The following is a 21,649-nucleotide window of genomic DNA, read 5'->3' on the forward strand; positions in this document are numbered from 1 at the left end:
GCTTCCTTTGCTCTGGGGGTGGGTGCGGCGGGTGGCTTACAGGTGGGCGTAGACGTCGTCGAGGGAGATGCCGCGCGCGACCATCATCACCTGGACGTGGTAGAGGAGCTGCGAGATCTCCTCGGCGGCCGCCTCCTTGCCCTCGTACTCGGCGGCCATCCAGACCTCGGCGGCCTCTTCGACGACCTTCTTGCCGATGGCATGGACGCCCTTGCCGACCAGCTCTGCGGTGCGGGACGTGGCGGGATCGCCGTTGGCGGCCTTGTGCTGGAGCTCGGAGAAGAGCTCCTCGAACGTCTTATTGGACATGGTGGCGCCCACTTTACGCGTAAGCCCGCACCACCTAGTGCCACGGTTCAGATACTGAGCGGAGGGTGGCCGCCGTGGCCACCGCGGCGGTCACCGCCTCGTGCCCCTTGTCCTCGTTCGAGCCCTCCAGGCCGGCCCGGTCCAGGGCCTGCTCCTCGGTGTCGCAGGTCAGCACGCCCATGCCGACGGGGACGCCGGTCTCGACGGAGACCTGGGTGAGGCCCTGGACGACGCCCTGGCACACGTACTCGAAGTGCGGGGTGCCGCCGCGGATGACGACACCGAGGGCGACGATCGCGTCGTAGCCGCGGCCCGCGAGGACCTTGGCGACGACCGGGAGCTCCCAGCTCCCGGGGACCCGCAGGAGGGTCGGCTCGTCGATGCCGAGGTCGCGCAGGGCCCGCAGGGCGCCGTCGACCAGTCCGTCCATCACCTTCTCGTGCCACTGTGCCGCGATGACGGCGACCCGCAGGTCGCCCACGTTGCGTACGGACAGCTCCGGTGCACCCTTGCCGCTCACGTTCTCGAACTCTCCTCGAAGTGCTTACTGGTTGCCGCAGGTGGACACCGGGGCGGTGTCCAGCCAGGGAAGGTCGTGGCCCATCCGGTCCCGCTTGGTGCGCAGGTAGCGGAGGTTGTGCTCGCCCGCCTGCACGGGCATCGGCTCGCGGTCCGTGACCTTGAGGCCGTGCCGCAGGAGGGCGTCGGACTTGTCGGGGTTGTTGGTCATGAGGCGCAGGCTGTGGACGCCGAGATCCTGGAGGATCTGCGCGCCGGCGCCGTAGTCCCGGGCGTCGGCGGGCAGGCCGAGCTCCAGGTTGGCGTCGAGGGTGTCGTGGCCCTGCTCCTGGAGCTCGTACGCCCGCAGCTTGGACAGCAGGCCGATGCCGCGCCCCTCGTGGCCGCGCAAATAGACCACCACTCCCCTGCCCTCGGCCTGGATGCGCTCCAGGGAGGCGTCGAGCTGGGGGCCGCAGTCGCAGCGCAGGGAGCCGAAGACGTCGCCGGTGAGGCACTCGGAGTGGACGCGGACCAGGACGTCCTCGCCGTCGCCGATCTCGCCGTGGACGAGGGCGACGTGCTCGACGCCGTCGACGGTGGAGCGGTAGCCGTACGCCGTGAAGGTGCCGTGGGCGGTGGGCAGCCGGGTCTGGGCCTCGCGGCGGACCGTGGGCTCGCTGCTGCGGCGGTAGGCGATCAGGTCCTCGATGGAGATGATCGTCAGGCCGTGCTTGCGGGCGAAGGGGATCAGCTCGGGCAGCCGCAGCATCCTGCCGTCCTCGCCGGCGATCTCGACGATCGCGCCGGCCGGGCGCAGGCCCGCGAGCCGGGCGAGGTCGACGGCGGCCTCGGTGTGGCCGTTGCGGGTGAGGACGCCGCCGTCCTTGGCGCGCAGCGGGAAGATGTGGCCGGGGCGAACGAAGTCGGTGGGCTCGGCGCCGCCGCTCGCCAGGAGCCGGAGCGTGGTCGCGCGGTCGGAGGCCGAGATGCCGGTGGTCACTCCGTGGGCGCCGGAGGCGTCCACGGAGACGGTGAACGCGGTCTTCATCGACTCGGTGTTGTCGTCGACCATCTGCGGCAGTCGGAGCCGGTCCAGTTCGTCGCCCTCCATCGGGGCGCAGATCAGGCCGCGGCACTCGCTCATCATGAAGGCGACGATCTCGGGCGTGATCTTCTCGGCGGCGACGACCAGGTCGCCCTCGTTCTCGCGGTCCTCGTCGTCGACGACCACGATGGGGCGGCCGGCCGCGATGTCGGCGACGGCCTGCTCGACGGGGTCCAGCGCGAAGTCCTCGAACCCGTCGGTGCTGTACAGAATGGGTGCGGCGGTCATGCCGGCGCTCCTTCCATGACGGGCCGCGCGGACTCGCGGGAGCGCAGCCACCAGTCGCGCATGCCCCACAGGACGAGCGCGCCGTAGATGACGTAGACGAAGCCGGAGAAGGCGTAGCCGTTGGCGAAGTTCAGCGGGACGCCGACGAGGTCGACGAGGAGCCAGGCGAACCAGAACTCGACCATGCCGCGGGCCTGGGCGTACATCGCGACGACGGTGCCGACGAAGATGTAGGCGTCCGGCCAGGGGTCCCAGGACAGGCTCGGGTAGGCCTTGAAGAGCAGGGCGACGGCGACGGTCCCGACGGCGGCGGCACCGACGAGGGCCCCGCGCTCACGCCAGGTGGCGAACCGGGGGGTGATGTGTCCGTCCCCGCCGTCCTCGGCCCGGCCCTTGTTGCGGTTCCACTGCCACCAGCCGTACAGGGCGACGACCATCACGACGGCCTGCTTGCCGGCGCTGCCGGTGAGGTGGCCGTAGAAGGCGCCGAAGAGGATGAGGCCGGAGGCGAACTGCACCGGCCAGCTCCACAGGTTGCGCCGCCAGCCGAGGGCGAGGGCTATGAGGCCCAGGATGTTGCCGATCATGTCCGACCAGAGGATGTGCTGGCCGAACAGGGTGAAGGCCTCGGTGTTGAGGGAGTTCACTTCCCCGCCCCCTGACCGCTCGCGAGCAGGCGCTCGACGTACTTGGCGACGACGTCCACCTCGAGGTTGACCGGGGCGCCGGGCTGCTTGAGGCCGAGCGTGGTCAGGGCGAGGGTGGTGGGGATCAGGCTGACGGTGAAGTAGTCCGGGTCCGCGTCCACGACGGTGAGGCTGATGCCGTCGACCGTGATGGAGCCCTTCTCGACGACGTACCGCGAGAGGTCCGCGGGCAACGAGATCTTGATGATCTCCCAGTTCTCGGAGGGCTTGCGCTCCAGGATCTCGCCGGTGCCGTCCACATGGCCCTGGACGATGTGTCCGCCGAGACGGGCGCCGACGGCGGTGGGCCGCTCCAGGTTGACGCGCGAGCCGACGCCCAGGGCGCCGAGGCTGGAGCGGTCGAGGGTCTCGGCCATGACGTCGGCGGTGAACTCGTCGCCCTCGTGGTCGACGACGGTGAGGCACACGCCGTTGACGGCGATGGAGTCCCCGTGCTTCGCGCCCTCGGTGACGACGGGGCCGCGCAGTCGGAAGCGACAGGCGTCGCCGAGGTTCTCGACGGCGGTGATCTCGCCCAGCTCTTCGACGATTCCGGTGAACACTTCCCGGGTCCTCCCTGCCTCATTCGGGCACGGACTCCGGGGCTGTCGATGACGACAGAATGGACGAACGGGAACACCGGGGGCGACGCCGGACGCACTCGTCCCTCAGGACGAACGGATACGGCGGCGCGCACGAATGCCCGCCCGCCGCGCACTGCCTCCCATCCGGACTTTAACCGTCGGTCCAGGAATTTCACCTGGTCAACCGGCCGCTGGAAGCGGTCGGGTCGCGGACTGTAACCGCCGGTTCGGACTTTCACCGACCCCGGAGTGCGCTGCTTCTGGTACAGAGCCAGTCTGCCACGCCTGATCGACGTCCATACAGGCGAAGGATGTGGGGTGGCTCACAGACGGTGCCGGTGGACTTGTGCGACGGCCCGGATTCCCAACGGGCGGATGGCGCAGATCCATTGACGTAATGGTCTAGTCCTTTTTAGGGTCGCGGTGCGTGGAAACCCGTAGAGACGGGCCCGGCGGCGGTGACGACGGCCCTTGCCCGCCGCCGGGTCTCCTTCCCTCGTGGTCGCTCGCGATGATGCTGTACACCGCCGTTGAGGGCCACCACCCGCTCGCCGCAGCAGCACCCTCGCCACCCTCGCCGCCGTCCTCAACGACGACGTGCCGCCGCCGGCGCGGGCCGGTGCCCTGGGCGACGTACTCATGAGCACACTCGTACGGGATCCGGCGGCGCGTCCGTCGGCCGCCGTGCTGGACCGGCGGCTGGCCGGGATCGAGTCGGGGCGGGGCGGTCCGACGACGGCGCGGCAGCCGCCCACCGCTCCTCCGCACGGACACCCGCGAGGACGCGCGCGGGCGGCCGGGCACCGGGCGGATGTCACAGTCCGGGAGGGTCACTCGGTCTGTGGTGTCGAAGGGTGCTCCGGCGGGGAGCGCCCGACGTCCCGAGGGGATGGACGGATGACCACGATCCTGGTGACCGGCGGCACGGGAACGCTGGGGCGGCTCGTCACCGAGCGGCTGCGGGCGGACGGGCACGAGGTGCGGGTGCTGAGCCGGCACAGCCCGGAGCACCCGGTCGACCTGCGGACGGGCGGGCCCGCGCTGGACGCGGCCGTCTCGGGGGTGTCGGCGATCGTGCACTGCGCGACCACACAGCGGGGCGGCGACGAGCGGTCCGCCCGGAACCTGCTGGACGCGGCACGACGGGCCGGGGTGGAGCACCTCGTGTACATCTCGATCGTCGGGGTCGACCGGGTGCCGTTCGCGTACTACCGCAGCAAGCTCGCCGTGGAGCGGATGGTCGAGGAGTCGGGGCTCGGCTGGACGATCCTGCGGGCGACCCAGTTCCACGACCTGCTCGTGACGATGTTCCGGGGGCTGGCGAGGCTGCCGGTGCTGTTCGTTCCGGCGGGGGTGCGGGACCAGCCCGTGGAGGTGGCCGAAGTCGCCGCGCGCCTGGCCGAGTTGGGGGCGGCGGCACCCGCGGGGCGGGTGGCCGACATGGGCGGCCCCGAGGTGCGCACGCTCGCCGATCTGGCCCGTTCCTATCTGCGGGCCACCGGGCGGAGGCGGCCGGTGGTGAGTGTGCCGCTGTTCGGGAAGGCGTACGGGGCGTTCCGGACGGGCGCGCATCTCGCTCCCGAACGAGCCGTGGGGAAGGGGACGTTCGAGGACTACGTGCGGGTCGCCGGAGGCTGATCGGGCAGCGCTCCGAGCCCCTGGAGGGGCGCGAACAACTCGTCCTGGGCCCGCTCCCTCGCCGTGAGCAGGGCTCCGCGCAGGACCGCCCCGCCGCCCAGCGCGCTCGACCGCACCTCGGTGGGCAGCGGTGACATACGGCGGACCCGTCGCTCCACCCGCGCGGCGAGGTCCGCCCCGCCCGCCTGCCCCACCTCGCCGGCCAGGACCAGGCAGCCGGGGTCGAGGATGGCGACGACCGCGGCGACTCCCACGGCCAGGCGGTCCGCGAGGGCGTCGAGGAAGTCCGTGGCGGCGCCGGCCACCGCGTCCCTGACCACGCGCGCGGCCAGGGGCTCCGGGCCCTCCGCCCCGACCACCAGCCCGTGCCGCTCGGCCAGTTCGACGATCGCCGCCGATCCCGCCAGGGAGTGGAAGCCCCCCTCGCAGTCCAGCGCCGAGGGCAGCACCGCCGTGCCCGGCACCGGCAGGAACCCGATCTCCCCCGTGCCGCCCGACGCGCCCCGGCGCAGGGTGCCCTCCAGGACGACGGCCGCGCCGGTGCCGTGACCGAGCCACAGCAGGACGAAGGTGTCCCGGTCCCGGGCCGTGCCCTCGCGCTGTTCCGCGAGGGCCGCGAGGTTGGTCTCGTTCTCGACATGGACGCGGGTCTCGGGGAGCCGCTCCTGAAGGGCCAGCACCAGCCGCCGGTGCCAGGCGGGCAGGCCGCTGGAGTCCCGGAGTTCGCCGGTGGCCGGGTCGATCAGGCCGGGGGCGCCGATGCCGACGGTGTGCAGCTCGGGCACCCCCGCCTCCTTCGCGGCCCGTTCGACCAGTGCGACGGCCTGCTCGACCGCGGGCCCGGTGCCCGTGTCCTCGCCGATGGGCACCGACGCCTCGGCGAGCACCCGGCCCAGCAGGTCGGAGACGACGACGGAGACGCCCTCGGTGCGGACGTCGAGGGCCGCGAGGTGGGCGCGGCCGGCGACAATGCCGTACAGCTTCGCGTTCGGGCCGCGGCGCTGCTCCCCCGACTCCCCGACCACGTCGATCAGTCCGGCGGCGGTCAGGCGCTCGACGAGGTCGGCGACGGTCGGCCGGGACAGTCCGGTGAGCTGCTTCAACTGCCCTGCCGTCAGCGGGCCTTCCTGCTGGAGCAGTCGCAGGGCGAGCCGGTCGTTGATGGCCCGGGCGGTGCTCGGGGATGCGGGCATGCCGGGAATCCTCTCAGATCCGCACTGCCGAATACGCGCTATCTATCAGGCAGGGTTCCTGATAGTTTACGGCGGAAGCAACGGGATGACGAGGATCCGGGAGGGGCCCGACCATGAGCGAAGTGGTGTACGCGCCGGCAGAGGTACGGCGGGCCCGGTACGCCGTGGCCGCCGTGTTCGCCGTGCACGGGGCCGTGACCGGGTCGTTCGCGACCCGGGTGCCGTGGATCCAGGACCACTCCTCGGTCAGCGCCGGGCAGTTGGGCCTCGCGCTCGCCTTCCCCGCGCTCGGCGCGTCCGTGGCCATGCCGCTGGCGGGCAGCGTCAGCCACCGCTTCGGCGCCCGGAACGCCCTGCGCGGTCTGATCGCCCTGTGGACGCTGGCCCTGGTGCTGCCCTCCCTGGCCCCGAACCTCCTCACGCTCTGCCTGGCCCTCTTCGTCTACGGCGCCACGGCCGGCATGGCGGACGTGGCGATGAACGCGCTCGGCGTGGAGGTCGAGAACCGCCTGGGCCGCTCGATCATGTCCGGGCTGCACGGCATGTGGAGCGCGGGCGCCCTGATCGGTTCGGCGGCCGGCACGCTCGCCGCGCACCTGGGCTCGGACGCCCGTCTGCACCACGCGCTCGCGTCGGCCGTCCTCACCCTGCTCGGCCTGCTGTTCTGCCGTTGGGTGCTGGACCTCCAGCCCACCGAGGACGAGGAGCCGCCGCCCCGGTTCGCGCTGCCGCCGAAGTCGGCGCTGCTGATCGGCGCGGTGGGGTTCTGCGCGGTGTTCGCGGAGGGCGCGAGCCTCGACTGGTCGGCGGTCTACCTGCGGGACCAGCTCGACACCTCGGCCGGACTCGCGGCCGCGTGCACCACCGGCTTCACGCTCACCATGGCGATCGCACGGCTCGTCGGCGACCGGGTCGTGGACCGGTTCGGCTCGGTGCGCACGGTCCGGGTGGGCGGGGTGCTCGCCGTCCTCGGCGGGCTGCTCATCGTCGCCGGGGGCCATCCGGCCGTGGCGATGGGCGGGTTCGCGCTGATGGGTCTCGGCATCGCGGTGGTCGTGCCGCTGTGCTTCGCCGCGGCGGGCCGCACCGGCTCCAACCCCAGTCTCGCGATCGCCGGGGTCGCGACGATCACCTACACCTCGGGGCTGGTCGCCCCGAGCGCGATCGGCACGCTGGCCCAGGCCACCAGCCTGATGGTGTCGTTCGCCCTGGTGACCGTCCTGGCCGGCGGTCTCGTCGCCTTCGCGGGCGTGCTGCGCGCAGGCGACCGCGACCGGCCGAAGATCAGCCCGCCGGCCGCAGCAGTTCCCGACCGGCGCTCCTGAAGCCCTCGCTCCAGGGGGCCGGGCGCAGGGTCGCCGCGTCCAGCCTGACCAGCACCCGGGTGCCGCGCGCGTACGTCGTGCCCCCGTCCGCGGAACAGAACCGGAAGCCGTAGGTCAGACCGGTGCGGCCGAGGCGCTCCAGCCACAGGTGGACGGCGTAGGCGCCGCTCCGGGTGACGGGGGCGTCGTAGGAGATCTGCAGTTCCCTGACGACGTTGCAGGCGTCCCCGGCGCTCGCCCAGTCGCCGTCGAAGCGGATGCCGCGCTCCTCCCAGAACTCGGTCCAGGCCCGCTCGACGAGCAGCGGGTAGCGGGCGTTGTGGAGCATGCCCAGCGCGTCCAGGTCGTCGAAGTGGACGGTGACCGGGATCAGTCGGCCACAGGAGAGGGCGGGGGCGAGGGCGGCTTCGGCGGTCACGGGCGGAACTCCTGGATGTATAGGACAACGACCCCTATCCTAAGCGGTCGCTCACCCTCATGTCGGGGTGGCTCTAGGGGGCGGCCAGCTCGTAGGCGTACGACGGGCTGAAGGTGCCCGGTGTGCCCTTGCAGCCGTCCGACTCCCCCGGCAGCTTCACCCACAGGTAGGCGTCGATCCTCGGCTCACCGGTGTCCAGGGTCGGCGCCCGGCCGATCCTCCGGCCCGCCGGGTCGCACCACTCGCCGTCGGGCGGGGCGCCGTTGCCGTTGCGGCTGGTGTCGATGACGGCGCCCAGGCTCGACGGTCCGCCCAGCGCGGCGAGGACCCGACGGTCGTAGGCGATCTCGGCGGACGTGGTGTGGAAGTTGGAGACGTTGCTGAAGATCCCGTCGGAGGAGGCGGCCGACGCGGCGCCCGCCTGCCTCAGCAGGGCCGCCTGCTCGGCCGCCGGACGCCAGCCCGAGTGTCCGGCGTCGTAGTACACCCGGGCCCTGGGGTTCGCGGCCTTGAGGACACGGCCCGCGCGGGCCAGCGAGGCGAAGCGGTCGGCGCGCCGGGCGGCCGGGAGGCAGTCGGACTGGGCGATCGCGTCGGGCTCCAGCACGACGACGACCTCGCCGGAGCCGAGCCCCGCGGCGAACCGGTCGATCCAGGCGTCGTACGCGCCGAGGTCCGGCGCGCCGCCCTGGGAGGCGCCGCCGCAGTCGCGCTCCGGGACCGCGTACGCCACGAGCACCGGGACCCGGCCCTGCGCGGCGCCGCCCGACGTGACCGCGCGCACCCGGGAGGTGATGGTCGCGGGGGTGTAGTCCGCGAACCAGACCGCGGCCGGCCGGTCGGCGATGCGGGCCGCTATGACGTCGGCGCGCCGGTCGCCGGGGTGGTCCCGCACCCAGTCGAGCACCTGGGAGGAGGGGTGGCGGTAGAGGCGGCCGGCGGCGGTGGTCCGGGCCTTCGCCGAGGCACGGGCCGCCTTCCGGGGGGACGGGGACGCGCTCGCCTTCGCGGAGGGCCGGGCGGAGGCGGAGGAAGGGGCCGGCGCGGACGCCGACGGCACGGCCGACGGCGCACTCGGGCCCGGGTACGGGGAGCTGCTCACGAGTCCCGGCCGGGCCTCGTCGGAGCCGTCGCCGTCGCCGAGCGCGGTGAGCAACCCGGTCGCCGTGCCGACGGCGACCACCACGGAGGCCGCCGCGACCGCCACCCCGCGGCCCATGGCTCGCCTGCGTGCGGCGCGGCGCGCGGCCAGCCGCTGGGCACGTAAGCCTGACACCCTGTCGCTCCCCCCCTCGCACGACGGGTGCGTTCCCCCGTTCTGGGGAAGCGTCGGGCCCGCCGGCACCCCGGCCAGCCTAGGACTGGGACCCTGCCGCTATGGCGCAATGGGAACAGTTCACCACTTCTTTGGACGCGGTCGTCTCCCGTATGCGCGCCCTGGACGAGGCCCTGCCGGAGCGGGACGGCGTGGCCGTCTTCAACCGCGTCTACCTCGCCGTCACCGAGGCGGTCGACCGGTGTGTCGACGGGGGCCGGTTCCCGGACGCGCGGGCCGCGATCACGCTGGACGTGCGGTTCGCCGAGCGCTATCTCGCGGCGGTGGAGGCGGCCGCCCGCGAGGACCGTGCGCCGGCCTGCTGGCGGCCCCTGTTCCAGTTCCGCCGCCATCCCGGCGTACGACCCCTGCAGTTCGCGCTCGCGGGCATCAACGCGCACATCGGGCACGACCTGGCGCTCGCCGTGGTGGACACCTGTCGTAGCCTCGGCTGCGAACCCGCCGACGTCGAGGACGAGTTCGACCGCGTGGGCGATCTCCTCGTCTCGCTGGAGGAGCGCATCCGCGAAGATCTGATGCCGGGCCCCGACCTCCTCCAGATCGCCGACCCGCTCACCCATCTGCTGGGCTCCTGGAGCCTGGAGCGCGCCCGCGACGCCACCTGGACCGCGGCCCGGGCGCTGTGGGCGCTGCGCGGACTGCCCGACGTGGCCGGGGAGTTCACCGAGCGGCTGGACACGGCGGTGGGGTTCGCGGGCCGCATGCTGCTCACCCCGCTGCCGGACCGGCCCGACCTCCGCGCCCTGGGGTGACGCGGGCCGCCGGGGGCTAGTCCTCCGGCAGCTCGACCGGTGCGATCTCCTCGTACAGGTCCCCGGGGCCCGGGTTGGTCGCGTCGGTCTCGCCGCCGAAGTGGTGCATGACGCCCCACACGGCGTTCAGCGCGGTCTGGATCGCGCCCTCGGCCCAGCCCGCCGTCCAGGAGATGTCGTCGCCGGCGAGGAAGATGCCCCGCTTGTCCTCGGGCAGCCGGTCCTGCATGAAGTGCGTGAACAGGCGCCGCTGGTAGCGGTAGTGGCCGGGCAGGTTGGCCTTGAACGCGCCCATGAAGTAGGGCTCGTTCTCCCAGGAGACGGTCACCGGGCTGCCGATGATGTGCTTGCGGATGTCGACCTTGGGATAGATCTCGCCCAGCGACTTCAGCATGACCTCCATCCGCTCGTTCGCGGACAGCGGCAGCCACTTCAGGCTGTCGTCGCACCAGGTGTAGGAGAGGCAGATGACGGCGGGCCGGTCCGGGCCGTCGTCGAGGAGGTAGGTGCCGCGCGTCATGCGGTCGGTGAGGGTCATCGACATGACGTCCCGGCCGGTGTCCTCGTCCTTGTCCAGCCAGAAGGGCCTGTCGACCGGGACGAAGAGCTTCGACGACTCCATGTAGTGTGTGCGCTCGATCGCGGTCCAGTGGTCGATCGGGAAGAGCGAGTCGTCACAGCCGATCTTGGACAGCAGCATCCAGGACTGCGCGGTGAAGATCGCCGCCGGGTAGGTGCGGATGTCACCGTCGGCGTCGGTCACCGTGATCCGGTTGCCGGCCGTGCGGTGCAGCCGGGTGACCGCGGGGCGGGGCCGGCCGCCCCGGTGCAGCTTCGCGAGCGAGGTGCCGTAGGCCCAGTGCACGATCTTCTCCGGCTCGCGCTCCCACAGCCTGAGCGGCAACTGCTGCGAGCCGCCGACGATCCCGCGGTGGTGGTCGTCGGCCTCGGTGTAGACGACCCGCAGGATCTCCAGGATGGAGTTGGGGAAGTCGGTGTCCCAGCCGCCGGTGCCGAAGCCGACCTGGCCGAAGATCTCCCGGTGCCGGAAGGACCGGAAGGCCTCGGAGTCGCAGAGGAAGCCGTAGAAGGTCTGGTTGTCGAGCTTCTCGACGAGCTTCGCCCAGATCTCGCGGATGCGCGGCACGTCCCGCTCGCGCATCGCGCGGTTCATGTCGGAGAAGTCGGCGCCTTCTTCGAGGCACTTGTTCCAGGCGGCGGCGACATCGCGGTAGACCTGCGGGAGGTCGTCGATCGTCTCGGCGTAGTGGGACTCGCCCTTGAGGTCGACGACCGTCGAAGGGGTGGTCTCGGCAAGGGGGTTGGGGAAGGGGCGGGTCTCCAGACCGACGAGGTCGATGTAGTGCTGGAGGGCGGTGGAGGAGGGCGGGAAGCGCATCGCGCCCATCTCCGCGGTCAGCGCGGGATCGCAGCCCTCGAAGCCCACGGTCCGCAGCCGCCCGCCGATCTGGTCGGCCTCGTACACGACCGGCTTGAGACCCATCTTCATCAGCTCGTACGCGGCCACGATCCCGGAGAGACCGCCGCCGATCACCGCGACCTCGGTGCCGTGCTCGGTCGCCGGTATCTGGCCGATGCCCGCCGGGTGGGCGAGGAAGTCGTCGTAGGCGTACGGGAAGTCCGGTCCGAACATGGTGATCGGCGGCTGCTGCTCGTCTGCGTGCTCGACGGCGTTGGGCACGGTGGACGTCATGGGGTACGGACTCCTTGGCACAAAGGGGTGGTTCAGACGAGGGACCGGTAGAGACCGGGCCGCCGGTCCGTCAGGTACGGGTTGGCCGCGCGGGAGGCGGCGAGGAACGCGGGGTCGGCGTCGGCGAACACCAGCTCCTCGGCGCGTCCGGCACGGGCGCGGGCCACCCCGTCGGGGCCGGCCAGCGTGGAGAGTCCGACGAACTCGAACTCCCCCTCCGGGCCGACTCGGTTGACGTAGGCGACGTACATCTGGCTCTCCCAGGCGCGCACCGGCACGAGGGACTCGGCGACGAACTGGAAGGGGTGCATCTGGGCCGTCGGCACGATCAGCAGGTCGGTGCCGGCGAGGGCGTGGGCGCGGACGTTCTCCGGGAACTCCACGTCGTAGCAGATCATGAGGCCGACGGTGAGGCCGCCGACCTCGGCCTGGACCACCGGCTGTTCGCCCGGCTCGAAGTGGTCGCGCTCGAAGCAGCCGAAGAGGTGGGTCTTGCGGTAGTTGGCGAGCCGGGCGCCGTCGGCGGAGATGAGCTGGGCGGAGTTGTGGACCGTGTCGGCCCGGCGCTCGGGATATCCGTACGCGACGGCGATGCGGTGCCGCTCGGCGATCTCCGCGACCGCGTCCGCCGAGTCGCCGTCGGCCGGCTCGGCGAGGCGGGCGATGTCGTCGCCGATCGCGTACCCGGTGAGGAACATCTCGGGTGCGGCCAGCAGCGCGGCGCCCGCGGCGGCGGCCCGGCCCGCGGCCTCGTCGAGGACCTTGAGGTTCCCCTCGACGGAGCCGGGGCGGCCGGAGCTCTGGAGCAGGGCGGTACGCATGCGTGATCCTCACCGGGCGGAGGTGGATGTGGGGGCCACAGAGAAGGGCCACGTAGACGGTACGGGCGGCTGAGCAGGGCGGACAAGAAGGAGCCGTTGCGCGCTCGGGCGCGGTTCATTGCGTGCGGGGGCGGTCCCGCGGCGATTCGTTGCGCGGGCGTCCGCCGCCCCGGAAGAGCACGAGCGCCGTCGCCAGATACGGCAGGGACAGCGCCACGAACACCGTGCTGTGCGCCAGGGACGCCCCGAGCAGGGTGTATACGCCGAACACGGCGACGGTGACCAGTTCCGTGCCCAGGCTCGCCACCGAGGTGAGGGTGGCCCGGCGGGCGTCGTCGATACGGTGCTGGAGACGGACGTCGGCGAGCACCTCGGCCACCTGGAAACCGGCGAAGGCGAGGCCCACGAGGGCGATGCCGGCCGGGGTGCGGACCCCGGCGCCCACCGCCAGGGCGAGCGCGGCACCCGCGAGCAGGGCGGCGAGGCCCCGGCCGCCGAGGCGCTCGGCGGCCCCGGCGAACAGGCTGCCGACGGTCACGGTCGCCCAGACCAGCAGGACCAGCCAGGGCACGGTGGTGTCGGCCACGCCCAGGTCGCGGACCAGCAGCGAGACGTACTCGTCGAGGGCGCCCCACACCGCGGCGACCGCCGGCACGAGCAGCAGGGCGCCCTGGACCCGCCGGTCCCCGCGGGCCTCGGCGAGTCCGGCCCGCAGCGTCGCGGACCAGCGGGTGTTCCCCTGCTCGGCCGGTACCCGGTGCTCCGGCAGCAGGGTCGCCGTCAGTGCGGCCAGCAGACAGGCCAGGACGCTCGCCGCGCCCACGGCCGGGTAGCCGCCGAGGGCGAGGACCGGGCCGGCGAGCGCCATCGCCGCGACCGTGGCCAGCAGCCGTGCGGCCCTCGTCCGCCCCATCACGCGCGCGTACCGCCCGGCGGCCCCGAGCCGTTCCAGCTCGTCGTAGACCAGCGCCTCCAGCGAGCCGGAGCCGAGCGCGCCGCCGGCTCCCCACAGGACGAAGCCCAGCGCGAAGGCGCCGTACGACGGCACGGTCACCCACAGGGTGAAGCCGGCGGCCGTGAGCAGCGGGCCGAGCCACAGCAACCGGCGTCGCGAGACGGTGTCGGCCCAGGCGCCGGAGGGCACCTCCAGGACGACGGCCGTGAGGGACCACAGGGCGAACAACGAGGAGATCTGCCAGAGCGGCAGACCGGTGTCGGCGAACAGCAGCGCGTACACCGGGTAGAGCAGGACGAGGTCGTCGAGGAACGCGTAGCCGTACAGCGTGGTCGTCAGCCGGCGGACGCCGGTCGCGGGCACACGTGCGGGTGAGAGTGTCATGAGGCCTTCCCGGAAGGGCGGTTCGGACGTCGTCGGTACGGCGTCCGAGGCGGCCCTCGGGAGGCACGGCTGGGGGATCAATGTCGCCAGGTCATGTGCACGATGCTAGACAGTGCGGGGCCCGCTGCCCAGTGAAATAGCGGCCTGCGACGATCTGAGGTGAGCGGCCCCTGCGGTCGCCGGCACCCGAGACGGAGGTTCCCGTGGACATCGCCGCACTCCCCCGGATCGACGAGCACGCGACGCTGGTCGCGGCCCCGGCCGGGGAGGTCTGGGACGCGCTCGGCGAGGTCCTGGAGGAGTCCTTCGGCCGCCCCCGCTCCGCCCGCTACGCACGTCTCGTCGGGGTCGCCGACCGTACGGCGTCCGGACCGCGGCCCCTGGCCCGGGGATCGGCCTTCCCCGGGTTCCGGGTGGCCGAGGCGCTACGGGGACGGGAGCTCGTCCTCGTCGGGCGGCACCACTTCTCGACGTACGCCCTGGCCTTCCGCCTGGAGGAGGCCGAGGGCGGCCGGACGCGGCTGCGGGCGGAGAGCCGGGCCCGGTTCCCCGGACCCGGCGGTGCCCTCTACCGGCTGCTGGTCGTCGGCACGGGGGCGCACGCCCTGCTCACCGGGCGGCTGGTGGCCGCGGTCCGGCGCCGAGCCGAGCGGGTCAGGTCGGCGAGCCCGAGGAGAAGCGCCTGAGCAGCGGGGAGAGCACCAGGACCGACTTGGTGCGCTCCACGAACGGCTCACCGGCGATCCGCTCCAGGACCCGTTCGAAGTGCCGCATGTCGGAGGCGAAGACCTGCACCACGGCGTCGGCGTCACCGGTCACGGTGGAGGCGGCCACGACCTCCTGGTAGCGCTCGAGGCCCCGCTGGATGGTCTCCGGGGAGGTGTTGCGCCGGCAGTAGATCTCGACGAACCCCTCGGTCTCCCAGCCGAGGGCCGCCGGGTCCACCCGTACGGTGAAGCCGGTGATGGCCCCGGTGGCCCGCAGCCGGTCCACGCGCCGTTTCACGGCGGGCGCGGACAGGCCGACGATCTGCCCGATGTCCGCGTAGGAGCGGCGGGCGTCCTCGGCGAGGGCGTGCACGATGCGTTCGTCGAGATCGTTCAGCACGGTGGGTGGATCAGCTTTCGGGTGTTGCGAGTCGGGAACGGCGATGGCCGTACACGAAGTAGAACACGAGCCCGACGGCCATCCAGACCCCGAAGACCACCCAGGTGACGGTGGACAGGCTGCCCATCATCCACACGCAAAAGCCGAAGCCCAGCGCGGGGAAGACCGGCGAGAGCGGCACCCGGAAGGTGCGGGGCATGTCGGGGCGGGTCCGGCGCAGCACCACGACGGCGATGTTGACCAGGGCGAAGGCGAAGAGCGTGCCGATGCTGGTGGCGTCGGCGAGCTGGCCGAGCGGGATCGCCGCGGCCAGCACCCCGCAGAACAGGGAGACGATCACCGTGTTGGCGCGGGGCGCGCCGGTCTTCGGGTGGACCCGGGCGAGCACCTTCGGCACGAGTCCGTCCCGGGACATCGCGAAGAGGATGCGGGTCTGGCCGTAGAGCACGGTCAGCACGACGCTCGCGATGGCGATGACCGCGCAGAACGCCAGCAGGGTGCCCCAGAAGGTCTGTCCGGTGACCTCGCGCATGATCTGGGCGAGCGCGGCCTCCGAGTCGTTGAAGTGCTGCCAGGGCTTGGCGCCGACCGCGACGGCGGCGACCAGGACGTACAGCGCGGTCACGATGACCAGCGACAGCATGATCGCCCGTGGCAGGTCGCGCTGGGCGTTCTTGGCCTCCTCGCCGGCGGTGGAGGCGGCGTCGAAGCCGATGTACGAGAAGAAGAGCGTGGCGCCGGCCGCGCTGACCCCGGCCATCCCGAGGGGCATGAAGTGCTCGTAGTTGCCCGAGCGGAAGCCCTGGACGCCGATCGCGCAGAACAGCACCAGTGCGGCGATCTTCACGACGACCATCACGGTGTTGGCGCGGGCCGACTCGCGGGCGCCGCCCAGCAGGAAGGCCATCGCGAGGAGGACGACGATCAGCGCCGGGAGGTTGAAGACGCCGCCGTCGCCGGGCGGGGCGGACAGGGCGTCCGGGATGGTGACGCCGATGGTCCCGTCGAGGAGCTCGTTGAGGTACTCGCCCCAGCCGACGGCCACGGCGGCGACCGAGACCCCGTACTCCAGGACCAGGCACCAGCCGCAGATCCACGCGATCAGTTCGCCCATGGTTGCGTACGCGTACGAGTACGAGGACCCGGAGACCGGGATGGTGCCCGCGAGCTCGGCGTAGGACAGGGCCGAGAAGAGGGCGGTGAGGCCGGCTATGACGAAGGAGAGGGTGACGGCCGGGCCGGCCTTGGGGACCGCCTCGCCGAGGACGACGAAGATGCCGGTGCCGAGGGTGGCACCGATGCTGATCATCGTGAGCTGCCAGAGCCCGAGGGAACGCCGGAGGGCTCCTCCCTCGCCCTGGCCGCCCTCCGCCACCAGGCGCTCCACCGGCTTGCGCCGCATGAGGCGCGCGCCGAGCCCCGTCGCCCGGGGTGTGCGCTGTCGTGGGGGTGCGCCTTGGTCGAGCACGCGCTGACTCCTTCGTCGTTGCAGGTGAGTACAGCGAAGCACCCTACGAGCCCGGACGTCACAGCCGTAATGCAGCAACCTTGCACGCACTCGCAAGATCATTGCGTTCCGCGCCGCTGGGCGGGCGTTCGTTGCGCACACCCCCCTCCGGCACACGTCAGCCCTCGTCAGCGCCCCTCCGGCTCCCCTGTGACGTCCTGTGCCGTCGCGTCGAAGCTCACCTGACCTGCTTGCCACAGGAGACGGCCTGGGCGCCGGTGCACGCCCCTCGCCCCCCTCGGCGAAGCTTCGCCGGTCCAGCGTGTGTGCGCCTCCCACGCGGCCTGCTTGGCGGTGCCCGGTACGGCCGGCCGGGATCCGCGACCAGGAGGCCCCGCCCTCGCGCAGGCACAGCTCGTCGTGACTCCCGGATTCCGTCAGGCAGACCTGCCGTCACGGTGGCCTGAGGGGAGTTCCCTGACGAGGAACGTGCAGGCGTCGACGCATTCCCGGATCGAGCCGTCGTGGTCCTCGTACGTGTAGCGGTCCAGATAGTCGGTTACCGGCCGGTAGCCGAGCCGTGCGTACAGCGCGGCCGCGCGCGGGTTGTCCCGCCCGACCCCGATGCCCACGGTCGTCGAACCCCGCCCCCGGGCCAGTTCCTCGGCGGCCCGGACCAGCCCGGTGCCGATCCCCCGCGAGCGGAGTTCCGCAGGCCAGACCGCGAGGCCTCCGATCTCGGGGCAGTCCAGGGTGACCTCGGGCGCGGCACATCCGATCCAGCGCACCTCCGTGTGTCCCACGGGCCGCCCGTCCAGCCAGGCGACGAGATACGTGCACTCCCCCGCCTGCTGCCGCGCGAACCTCCGGGCATGGAAGGACGTGGCTCCCGGCGAGCCCATGTACCGGTCGAGCAGCGCGACGTCGACGCTCCGGCAGACAGTGATCTCCATACCAGGACCGTACGGCCGGGGAACGCGAACGGCCCCCGCTTTTCGGCGGGGGCCGCACGCGGCAGATCTAGCTCCAGCTCGCGTGCAGCGGCTTGCCCTCCGCGTAGCCGGCCGCGCTCTGGATGCCGACGACCGCCTTCTCGGCGAACTCCTCCAGGGAGCCCGCGCCCGCGTAGGTGCAGGAGGAGCGGACGCCCGCGATGATCGAGTCGATCAGGTCCTCGACGCCCGGGCGGGCCGGGTCGAGGAACATCCGGGAGGTCGAGATGCCCTCCTCGAACAGCGCCTTGCGGGCCCGGTCGTAGGCCGACTCGTCCGACGTGCGGTTGCGCACCGCCCGCGCGGACGCCATGCCGAAGGACTCCTTGTAGAGCCGTCCGCTCGCGTCCTGCTGGAGGTCGCCCGGAGACTCGTAGGTGCCGGCGAACCAGGAGCCGATCATCACGTTGGACGCGCCGGCGGCCAGCGCCATGGCGACGTCGCGCGGGTGCCGGACACCGCCGTCGGCCCACACGTGCTTGCCGTACTTCCTGGCCTCGGCCGCGCACTCCAGGACCGCGGAGAACTGCGGCCGGCCGACACCGGTCATCATGCGGGTGGTGCACATCGCGCCGGGGCCCACCCCGACCTTGATGATGTCCGCGCCGGCCTCGATCAGGTCCCGCACACCCTCCGCGGCGACGATGTTGCCCGCCACGATCGGGACCTGCGGGTCGAGCGCCCGGACCGTCCTGATCGCGGTGATCATCGACTCCTGGTGGCCGTGCGCGGTGTCGATGACGAGCGTGTCCACGCCCGCGTCGAGCAGTTGCTTGGCCTTCTCCGCGAAGTCCCCGTTGATGCCCACGGCGGCGGCGATGCGCAGCCTGCCCTGCGCGTCGACGGCCGGCGTGTACAGCGTGGCGCGCAGGGCGCCCCTGCGGGTGAGGATGCCGGCGAGACGGCCGTCCCGGTCCACGGCGGGGGCGTAGCGCCGGTTCGCCGCGTCGAGGCGGTTGAAGGCCTCCCGCGGGTCGATGTCCGCGTCGAGCAGCAGCAGGTCGCGCGACATGACCTCGGCGAGCTGGGTGAAGCGGTCGACGCCGGACAGGTCCTGGTCGGTGACGACACCGACGGGCCGGCCCGCCTCGTCGACGACCACACCGGCGTTGTGGGCGCGCTTGGGCAGCAGGGCGAGCGCGTCGGCGACGGTCTGGTGCGGGGCCAGCACGATCGGGGTGTCCAGGACGTGGTGGCGGCTCTTCACCCAGGAGACGACCTCGGTGACGACCTCGATCGGGATGTCCTGCGGGATGACGACCAGGCCACCGCGGCGGGCCACGGTCTCGGCCATGCGGCGCCCGGCGATGGCGGTCATGTTGGCGACGACCAGCGGGATCGTGGTGCCCGTGCCGTCCGGGGAGCTGAGGTCCACCCCCTGCCGCGAACCTACGGCGCTGCGGCTCGGGACCATGAAGACGTCGTCGTACGTCAGGTCGTACGGGGGCTGGATGTCGTTGAGGAAACGCACGTGCTGCACATCCCAGTCGATCAGAGGTGGCCCCCGGACAGGTCAGCCAGGGGGAAAGAGCACGTACTTCATTCTCCCATGCCGGACGGTTCGCCACCCACGGGCGAATCGTCCAGACCGGCCGCGGGGCTCCTAGGACGAACCTCCAAGGGCGAGCGCCACGGTGAGCGCGGACGCCTGCGCGAACACCTCGCGCGCGGTCGCCCACTCGTCCGGCCGCGCCCCGGCGTACCGGTCCCAGTGCCGTACGACCACGACGGTCTCCTCTCCAGCGACCTCCCCCGACCACAGGCCCGGGTCGGACAGGACGTCGGCCAGCGCGTCCCAGTTGCGGCCGAACCAGTTCGGCAGCCGCAGGTCCCGGGCGCAGCGGTCCATCAGGCCCGCCTTGTCGGTGACCCCGGCGAGGTCCAGCGTGACCACGCGTGCCGTCATCTCAGAACCGTCCTGAACGAGTCGTAGTGATCATCGGTGTAGTAGATCTCGCCGCCCTGACCGGTGACGATCCGCCGGGCTCCGCGGTCGCGCGAGCCCGGCGTGGGCACGGTGTACTCGTGGTAGTAACCGCGCTGGTGCGCGGGCAGCAGCCCCTCGAAGTTCCCGAAGACGGCGCCGTCCTTCTGGTAGGGGAAGGGACCGCCCCTGTCGATGAGTTCGAGGGTCTGCCGGGCCTCGGCCGGCAGCCGGGCCTCCTGGACGGTGGCCAGGTCGCCGCCCCGCGCGGGGTCGGGTGCGGCCGAGCAGCCGGCCAGCACGAGGACGCAGAGCAGAATCCGGGAGACGAACCGCAGCAGCATGCGTCGATGCTGCCACGGCCGTCCCCGTATGACCCGGCGTCAGGCCCCGTCCGGGTCCGCCCTGTTCAGCGCGGGCTTCGGCGGTGTCCCCGCCGTCATCAGGTAGTCCGCCGCGGAGGTGTCCGTCACCAGGCTGGTGACGAGACCGGACCGCAGCACGGCGTCGATCGCGGCCCCCTTCCGCTGACCGCCCGCGATCGCGACGACCTCGGGGATACGGCGGAGCTGCTCGGTCTTGACGGTGATGCACCGCTCGCCCAGGTCCCGGCCGACCCTGCGGCCCTCGGCGTCGAAGAGGTGCGCGGACATCTCGGCGGCGACACCGAGCGAGGCGTAGTGCGCCCGCTCCTCGTCGCTGAGCATGTCGTGCACCGTCGAGATGCCCGGCTCCCAGGAGCCGATGGAGACACAGGCGACCGTGACCTTGTCGAAGTACTCGAAGGCCCGGGCGATCCCGGTCTGGTTGCGCAGCGCGGCCGCGGTGGCCGCGTCCGGCAGCAGCATCGGCGCGTAGATGGGGTGGGCGTCCCCGCCGGACACCTGGGCGGCCCGGCGCACCGCCTCCACCGAACCGCGCTCGGCGGTCCCGGCGTCGTACACGCCCGTCAACTGCACCACCGTGCACGGCGGGAGCCGGTCGAGCGCGGCCGCCATGTGGATGGTGGAGCGACCCCAGGCCAGGCCCAGGATGTCGCCCTCGTCGACCAGTTCGCCGAGCAGGTCGGCGGCCACCTCTCCCAGGTTCTCGGGGTCGGGCGAGTCCTGGGCCTCGGCCGGGGACTCGACCACGACTGCGTGCCGCAGGCCGTAGCGGGCGCGCAGCGCGTCCGAGCGCTCGGCGTCCAGCTCGGCCGGCACCCGGATCTCGATGCGGACGAGATCCCGCTCCAGGGCGGTCTCCAGGACCCGGGCCACCTTGAAGCGGCTGACGCCGAACTCCTCCGCGATCTGGATCTTGGACTTGCCCTCCAGGTAGAAGCGGCGGGCCATGGCCGCCGCCTGCACCAGCTCAGCGGGTCCCATCCGCATGGCTGACCGGCCCGCCGACATACCCGACACGGCGTTCTCCTCACTGCTGTTCACACTCTGGATTCGCCGTTCATCCTTGCAGATCCGGCGCACTTGATCAGCCCTGATCGGAGCCGTTCACGTTCCTGACGCTCAGTGGTCGCACGCCCACGATGCCTTCGCGGTCGCCCCCTCCGCCTGGTTGCGCAATGCACGTACCGCTTCCGCCGGGTCGGACGCCCCGTACACCGCCGATCCGGCGACGAAGACGTCGGCCCCCGCGTCCGCGCAGCGCTCGATGGTCGACGCCGAGACCCCGCCGTCGACCTGGAGCCACAGCTCCAGGCCGTGCTTGCTGATCAACTCGCGGGTCCGGCGAATCTTGGGGAGCATGATGTCGAGGAACGCCTGTCCCCCGAAACCGGGCTCGACCGTCATGATCAGCAGCATGTCGAGCTCGGGGAGCAGGTCCTCGTACGGCTCGATGGGCGTCGCGGGCTTCAGCGCCATGGAGGCGCGGGCGCCCTTGGCCCGGATCTCCCGGGCGAGCCGGACCGGAGCGGCGGCCGCCTCCACGTGGAAGGTGACGGAGGAAGCCCCCGCCTCTACGTACTGGGGCGCCCAGCGATCGGGGGCCTCGATCATCAGATGGCAGTCCAGCGGAGTGTCCGTCGCACGGGCCAGAGACTCTACGACCGGCACCCCGAGCGTGAGGTTCGGGACGAAATGGTTGTCCATGACGTCGACGTGGAGCCAGTCGGCTCCCTCCACCGCCCGCGCCTCGTCCGCGAGGCGGGCGAAGTCGGCGGACAGGATGCTGGGATTGATCTGCGCGGCCATGCCCCAAGCCTCCCATGCCGGAGCCCTAAGGGGCGCGC

At 72.3% G+C, this 21,649-nt stretch carries 23 protein-coding genes, 1 pseudogene and 1 riboswitch; of the genes and pseudogenes, 5 read left to right on the forward strand and 19 right to left on the reverse strand.

The features are described 5' to 3' along the window. Positions 1-36: 36 nt before the first annotated feature. The 5 genes from ACZ66S_RS23770 to ACZ66S_RS23790 are packed head-to-tail and all read right to left on the reverse strand — an operon-like array spanning position 37 to position 3,392. Positions 37-309 (reverse strand): phosphoribosyl-ATP diphosphatase, encoded by a 273-nt coding sequence (locus ACZ66S_RS23770; RefSeq protein WP_469903540.1) that lies wholly within the window; start codon positions 307-309, stop codon positions 37-39. A 34-nt stretch (positions 310-343) separates the two neighbouring features. Further along, complete coding sequence (gene ribH / locus ACZ66S_RS23775; RefSeq protein WP_469903541.1) at positions 344-829, reverse strand: 6,7-dimethyl-8-ribityllumazine synthase; 486 nt, start codon at positions 827-829, stop codon at positions 344-346. A gap of 24 nt (positions 830-853) precedes the next feature. Continuing rightward, complete coding sequence (locus tag ACZ66S_RS23780) at positions 854-2,143, reverse strand: bifunctional 3,4-dihydroxy-2-butanone-4-phosphate synthase/GTP cyclohydrolase II (RefSeq protein WP_469903542.1); 1,290 nt, start codon at positions 2,141-2,143, stop codon at positions 854-856. After that, positions 2,140-2,790, reverse strand: a complete 651-nt coding sequence (locus ACZ66S_RS23785) for a nicotinamide mononucleotide transporter family protein (RefSeq protein WP_280843456.1) — start codon at positions 2,788-2,790, stop codon at positions 2,140-2,142. The genes ACZ66S_RS23780 and ACZ66S_RS23785 overlap by 4 nt, the downstream gene beginning before the upstream one ends. Continuing rightward, positions 2,787-3,392, reverse strand: coding sequence for a riboflavin synthase (locus ACZ66S_RS23790; RefSeq protein ID WP_469903543.1), 606 nt, complete (start codon positions 3,390-3,392; stop codon positions 2,787-2,789). Before ACZ66S_RS23790 ends, ACZ66S_RS23785 begins: the two co-directional genes overlap by 4 nt. A gap of 147 nt (positions 3,393-3,539) precedes the next feature. Then, a riboswitch (FMN riboswitch) is annotated at positions 3,540-3,670 on the reverse strand. Between the two features lie 242 nt (positions 3,671-3,912). On the opposite strand from ACZ66S_RS23790, the pseudogene ACZ66S_RS23795 reads away from it, so the two are divergent. Both ACZ66S_RS23795 and ACZ66S_RS23800 read left to right on the forward strand, forming a co-directional pair. Beyond that, positions 3,913-4,178: pseudogene (locus ACZ66S_RS23795) on the forward strand (serine/threonine protein kinase); the annotation flags it as partial. A gap of 132 nt (positions 4,179-4,310) precedes the next feature. Then, a complete protein-coding gene (locus tag ACZ66S_RS23800; protein ID WP_469903890.1) occupies positions 4,311-5,051 on the forward strand; it encodes an SDR family oxidoreductase in 741 nt (246 codons plus the stop codon). On the opposite strand, the gene ACZ66S_RS23805 is transcribed toward ACZ66S_RS23800, so the two are convergent. Beyond that, positions 5,027-6,244, reverse strand: coding sequence for an ROK family transcriptional regulator (locus tag ACZ66S_RS23805; protein ID WP_469903544.1), 1,218 nt, complete (start codon positions 6,242-6,244; stop codon positions 5,027-5,029). The two genes, ACZ66S_RS23800 and ACZ66S_RS23805, sit on opposite strands and share 25 nt — an antisense overlap. A gap of 113 nt (positions 6,245-6,357) precedes the next feature. Here ACZ66S_RS23805 and ACZ66S_RS23810 point away from each other — a divergent pair, with 113 nt between their 5' ends. Continuing rightward, the gene (locus tag ACZ66S_RS23810) at positions 6,358-7,569 is read left to right on the forward strand and encodes an MFS transporter (protein ID WP_469903545.1); all 1,212 of its coding nucleotides are present in this window, start codon (positions 6,358-6,360) and stop codon (positions 7,567-7,569) included. Here ACZ66S_RS23810 and ACZ66S_RS23815 read toward each other — a convergent pair. Together ACZ66S_RS23815 and ACZ66S_RS23820 are read right to left on the reverse strand one after the other, a co-directional pair. Further along, positions 7,529-7,987, reverse strand: a complete 459-nt coding sequence (locus tag ACZ66S_RS23815) for an acyl-CoA thioesterase (RefSeq protein WP_469903546.1) — start codon at positions 7,985-7,987, stop codon at positions 7,529-7,531. The two genes, ACZ66S_RS23810 and ACZ66S_RS23815, sit on opposite strands and share 41 nt — an antisense overlap. Positions 7,988-8,060: 73 nt before the next feature. Further along, entirely contained in the window at positions 8,061-9,206 is a 1,146-nt protein-coding gene (locus ACZ66S_RS23820; protein WP_469903891.1) for a glycoside hydrolase family 6 protein, read from the reverse strand. Positions 9,207-9,364: 158 nt separating this feature from the next. Between ACZ66S_RS23820 and ACZ66S_RS23825 the strand changes: the two genes are divergently transcribed. Continuing rightward, complete coding sequence (locus ACZ66S_RS23825; protein ID WP_469903547.1) at positions 9,365-10,075, forward strand: DUF5995 family protein; 711 nt, start codon at positions 9,365-9,367, stop codon at positions 10,073-10,075. A gap of 16 nt (positions 10,076-10,091) precedes the next feature. Here ACZ66S_RS23825 and ACZ66S_RS23830 read toward each other — a convergent pair whose 3' ends face one another. From ACZ66S_RS23830 to ACZ66S_RS23840, 3 genes are all read right to left on the reverse strand, one after another. Then, positions 10,092-11,789 (reverse strand): flavin monoamine oxidase family protein, encoded by a 1,698-nt coding sequence (locus tag ACZ66S_RS23830; protein WP_469903548.1) that lies wholly within the window; start codon positions 11,787-11,789, stop codon positions 10,092-10,094. A gap of 32 nt (positions 11,790-11,821) precedes the next feature. Beyond that, complete coding sequence (locus ACZ66S_RS23835; RefSeq protein WP_469903549.1) at positions 11,822-12,610, reverse strand: carbon-nitrogen hydrolase family protein; 789 nt, start codon at positions 12,608-12,610, stop codon at positions 11,822-11,824. A 115-nt stretch (positions 12,611-12,725) separates the two neighbouring features. Continuing rightward, the gene (locus ACZ66S_RS23840) at positions 12,726-13,949 is read right to left on the reverse strand and encodes an MFS transporter (RefSeq protein WP_469903550.1); all 1,224 of its coding nucleotides are present in this window, start codon (positions 13,947-13,949) and stop codon (positions 12,726-12,728) included. Between the two features lie 203 nt (positions 13,950-14,152). Here ACZ66S_RS23840 and ACZ66S_RS23845 point away from each other — a divergent pair, with 203 nt between their 5' ends. Next, a complete protein-coding gene (locus tag ACZ66S_RS23845; RefSeq protein ID WP_469903551.1) occupies positions 14,153-14,635 on the forward strand; it encodes a hypothetical protein in 483 nt (160 codons plus the stop codon). Here ACZ66S_RS23845 and ACZ66S_RS23850 read toward each other — a convergent pair. From ACZ66S_RS23850 to rpe, 8 genes are all read right to left on the reverse strand, one after another. After that, positions 14,604-15,056, reverse strand: a complete 453-nt coding sequence (locus tag ACZ66S_RS23850; protein WP_020117426.1) for an Lrp/AsnC family transcriptional regulator — start codon at positions 15,054-15,056, stop codon at positions 14,604-14,606. The genes ACZ66S_RS23845 and ACZ66S_RS23850 overlap by 32 nt on opposite strands. Before the next feature lie 10 nt (positions 15,057-15,066). Further along, positions 15,067-16,524, reverse strand: coding sequence for an amino acid permease (locus tag ACZ66S_RS23855; RefSeq protein WP_469903552.1), 1,458 nt, complete (start codon positions 16,522-16,524; stop codon positions 15,067-15,069). A gap of 416 nt (positions 16,525-16,940) precedes the next feature. After that, entirely contained in the window at positions 16,941-17,456 is a 516-nt protein-coding gene (locus ACZ66S_RS23860; RefSeq protein ID WP_469903553.1) for a GNAT family N-acetyltransferase, read from the reverse strand. A gap of 67 nt (positions 17,457-17,523) precedes the next feature. After that, on the reverse strand, positions 17,524-18,966 hold the full coding sequence (locus ACZ66S_RS23865) for a GuaB1 family IMP dehydrogenase-related protein (RefSeq protein WP_469903892.1): 1,443 nt from the start codon (positions 18,964-18,966) through the stop codon (positions 17,524-17,526). Positions 18,967-19,098: 132 nt separating this feature from the next. After that, on the reverse strand, positions 19,099-19,401 hold the full coding sequence (locus tag ACZ66S_RS23870; RefSeq protein WP_469903554.1) for a barstar family protein: 303 nt from the start codon (positions 19,399-19,401) through the stop codon (positions 19,099-19,101). Then, positions 19,398-19,763: a guanyl-specific ribonuclease gene (locus ACZ66S_RS23875; protein ID WP_469903555.1), complete on the reverse strand. Its 366-nt coding sequence runs from the start codon at positions 19,761-19,763 to the stop codon at positions 19,398-19,400. Before ACZ66S_RS23875 ends, ACZ66S_RS23870 begins: the two co-directional genes overlap by 4 nt. Before the next feature lie 39 nt (positions 19,764-19,802). Then, positions 19,803-20,846 carry a sugar-binding transcriptional regulator gene (locus ACZ66S_RS23880; protein ID WP_469903556.1) on the reverse strand — a complete coding sequence of 348 codons (1,044 nt, stop codon included), beginning with the start codon at positions 20,844-20,846 and terminating at the stop codon, positions 19,803-19,805. A 78-nt stretch (positions 20,847-20,924) separates the two neighbouring features. Beyond that, positions 20,925-21,611 carry a ribulose-phosphate 3-epimerase gene (gene rpe, locus ACZ66S_RS23885; protein WP_031056490.1) on the reverse strand — a complete coding sequence of 229 codons (687 nt, stop codon included), beginning with the start codon at positions 21,609-21,611 and terminating at the stop codon, positions 20,925-20,927. Between the last annotated feature and the right edge of the window lie 38 nt (positions 21,612-21,649).

The sequence above is a fragment of the Streptomyces sp. NPDC107471 genome, assembly GCF_055582845.1.